At 70.0% G+C, this 3,300-nt stretch carries 3 protein-coding genes; all 3 read right to left on the minus strand.

Annotated features, from left to right (window positions below; translation table 11 throughout):
* Positions 1 to 163, minus strand: a 163-nt coding sequence (locus tag K206_RS44665; RefSeq protein WP_196812895.1) for a PepSY domain-containing protein, incomplete at its 3' end; no start/stop codon positions are given.
* Positions 164 to 233: 70 nt separating this feature from the next.
* Entirely contained in the window at positions 234 to 2,432 is a 2,199-nt protein-coding gene (locus K206_RS0118635) for a TonB-dependent siderophore receptor (protein ID WP_043366885.1), read from the minus strand.
* A 377-nt stretch (positions 2,433 to 2,809) separates the two neighbouring features.
* Positions 2,810 to 3,300, minus strand: a 491-nt coding sequence (locus tag K206_RS43770) for a hypothetical protein (RefSeq protein ID WP_043366886.1), incomplete at its 5' end; no start/stop codon positions are given.

Raw genomic sequence — 3,300 nt, forward strand, 5'->3', positions numbered from 1 at the left:
CGGCCGCCACGCTGCCGTGGTGGTCCTGGCCCAGCATGGCATCGATGTCTTCATGGAAGATCAGCAGCAGGCCGGTCACGCACAGCACCAGCAGGTTCAGCGTGCACAGCAGGCTGGTCCAGCGGTGGATGGCGTACCAGATGCGCAGCGTAGGCGCTTTCATGGGGGTCCTTTCTTATGCGTGCCGGTGCGCTGCCGCCGGCCCGTCCGTCGCCGGGCGGGCCGCGCGGTGCTTACCAGCGGTAGCTCAACGTGCCCACCACGGTGCGGTTGCGGCCGTAATAGCAGTTGGTGGCGCTGTCGCAGGCCGCCACGTAGGTCTTGTTGAACAGGTTGTTGACGTTTACGCGCAGCGTGTAGTGCTTGGCGATGGTGTAGCTGGCCGCCAGGTCGACCAGCGTGAACGACGGCACCGAAATCGTGTTGGTGGCATCGAAGCTGCCGCCCACGTAGCGCACGCCGCCGCCCAGCCACACGCCGGCCAGCGGGCCGCCGGAGAGGCGGTAGTCGGCCCACAGCGAAGCCATGTGCCTGGCCACGTAGGGCGGCACCTTGCCGGCATTGGGCGCGCCCGGGCCGGCCTTGGTCACTTCGGCATCGGTGTAGGTGTAGGACGCCAGCACGTTGAAGTTCGACGTCACCGCCCAGGTGCCTTCCAGCTCGATGCCGCGCGAGCTCACCTCGCCGATCTGCGAATAGAAGCCGTTGACCGGCGCGGTGGTCAGCACGTTGCGCTGGGTCAGGTCGAACAGCGAGATCTGCGCGAAGCTGCGCGAGTTGGCGGGCTGCCACTTGACGCCGGCCTCGTACTGGCGGCCGGTGGTGGGCTCGGGCGTGCCGCCGCCATAGATCAGCGTGCTGATGGCGGGCTCGAACGAGGTCGAGTAGCTGACGTACGGCGACAGGCCGAACGGACCTTCGTACAGCAGGCCGGCGCGGCCGGTGAAGCGGCCATCGTCGGTCTTGGTGGTGGAGGTGGCGTTGGTGGCGATGGTGCGCGTGTCGGTGTTGACCTTGGCCTTGTCGTAGCGGCCCGCCAGCTGCACCACGAAGCGCTTGTCGATCTTGACCTGGTCCTGCAGGTAGAAGCCGACCTGGTCGCGCGTGGTGTCGGTGTCGGTCTGGTAGGCCGGGCGCACGAAGTTGCCGTAGACCGGGTTGAACACGTTGAGCGCCGGCTCGTTGGCGCTCTGGCCGAACAGGCGGTCGAAGGTGGAGCGCTGGTAGTCCACGCCCACCAGGAAGGTGTGGTCGAAGATGCCGTGCGAGAGCTTGACCTGGGCCTGGTTGTCGATCGTAAACAGGCTGTACGACTCGTTCGAGATCAGGCCGATGCGGCGCAGGTTGAACGGGCCGGTGGTGTAGTTGGTCAGGCCGCCGTTGCCGCCGATGTCCTCGTAGCTCACGTGCAGGTGGGCGTAGCGCAGCTTCTGGCGCACCGTCAGCACATCGTTGAAGCGGTGCGAGAACTCGTAGCCGACCATGTACTGCTCGCGCTTGAACAGGTCGAAGTCCGGCTCGCCGGTAAACAAGTCGGTGGGGATGCGCTGGCCGTTGCCGAGCCGGCTGACCGTGCCCACCGCGGGCAGGAAGTTGCCGCTGTTGCCCGAGCGGTCCTTATAGGCCTGCGCGTAGAGCGTGAAGTTGGTGGCGTCGGTCGGGCGCCAGGTGATCTGCGGCGAGATGAACAGGCGGTTGTCGTCCACGTGCGGGGTCTGCGTGCCGCTGTCGCGCGCCAGCGCGGTGACGCGGTACAGCAGCTTGCCGTCCTGGTCGATCGGGCCGGTGAAGTCGCCGGAGACTTCCTTGCGCGCGTTGTTGCCCACGCTCACGTTGAGCTCGTGCTCCGGGGTGTCCTGCGGGCGCTTGCTGACCTGGTTGATCATGCCGCCCGGCGAGCTCTGGCCGTACAGCACCGAAGCCGGCCCGCGCACGATGTCGATGCGCTCCAGGCTGTAGGGCTCCAGTTCCCAGCCGCCGTAGCCGCCGGAGTGGGGCAGCTTCAGGCCGTCCCAGTACTGGCCCTGCTGCGAGGCCAGGAAGCCGCGGATCAGGTAGTTGCCGCGGCGCGTGTCGTAGATCGGCTCGGTGCGCACGCCGGCGGTGTAGCGCAGCGCCTCCTCGACCCGCTCCGCGCCCTGGGCGCGGATCTGGTCGGACGTCACCACGCTGATGGACTGCGGCGTCTCGGCGATGGTCGCGTCGGTCTTGGTGGCCGATACCGTGTTCCTGGCCCCGTAGACCGGCGCGGCGGCGCTGTCGGCGCGCACGCTGACCGCCGGCAGCTGCGCCTCGCCCGAGGCTGCCGTGGTGGTGGCGCCGGACTGCGCGTGCGCCATCTGCGCCGATACCGCCAAGGCCAGCGCGCTCAGCGCAAGATGTCGGTGATTGGCCTGCGCCCTGCGCGACCCGACCGATTTGCCCGTTTTCATGTTTCTCCCCTAAGTCAAAAATCATCGCGGCGGCGGCGCGCGGCGCCGCGTGTTCCGCGATGGCGAAGCAGCACGCCACACGGCGCGCAAAACCCGCTGGAGGGCCGGGCCCGCGCCTGGCGGCCGGGCGGCCCGACAGATGGGCACGCCCCGGCGGGCCGGGCCGGTTCTGCGGCGGCGCGGCCTGCGGGTGGTCCCTGGAATTCCGTGATGGCCGCGATTGGCGATGGGGAGCCGGTGCGGCCCGCCCCGACGGCGCCGGCCCGCCTGCGAGGCAGGGCGGGCCGGTCCGGTGGCGCCTTGGCGCCGGGCGGTCATATCGACCGCAATTCTAAATGCAAATCATTAGTATTCGCATCCGAATTTTCGTTTTTACCCTACTCCGTCAGCAGGGTTGTGGTTTGCATGCCATTGCCCGCGCCGCCGGCAGTGGCATTGCCGGGGGCCTGCCGGTCCGGCGCCAGCGCGGCCAGCGCCTCGACCAGGCGGGCATCGCGCACGATGGCGTGATGGTCCACGCCGTCCAGCACGGCCTCGCGCAGCGGCGCGCCCTGCCATTGCGCCAGCCGCGCGGCGGCCCCGGCGCGGCCGGCGCGCCACCACACCGCCAGCGGCGCGCGCACCGGCGGCAGCGCGCGCAGCGCCCCGGCCAGCGTGCCCAGGCGGTGGGCCGCCAGGAACATCTGCGCCAGCTCGTCGGCGCCCAGCGCCTGCTGCCGCGCCGGCGCGCCGGCCATCAGCGGCGCCAGCAGGGCGCGCACGGCCGCGGCGTCCGGCTCCGCGTCCATGTCCACGTCCGCGCTGGCCGGCATCGGCAGCGGCGGCGCGTGCGGCAGCATGCGGCGGGCAAAATCGGCCAGCGCGGCCC

Origin of the sequence: Cupriavidus sp. WS (assembly GCF_000395345.1) — a bacterium.
Lineage (GTDB): Bacteria > Pseudomonadota > Gammaproteobacteria > Burkholderiales > Burkholderiaceae > Cupriavidus > Cupriavidus basilensis_B.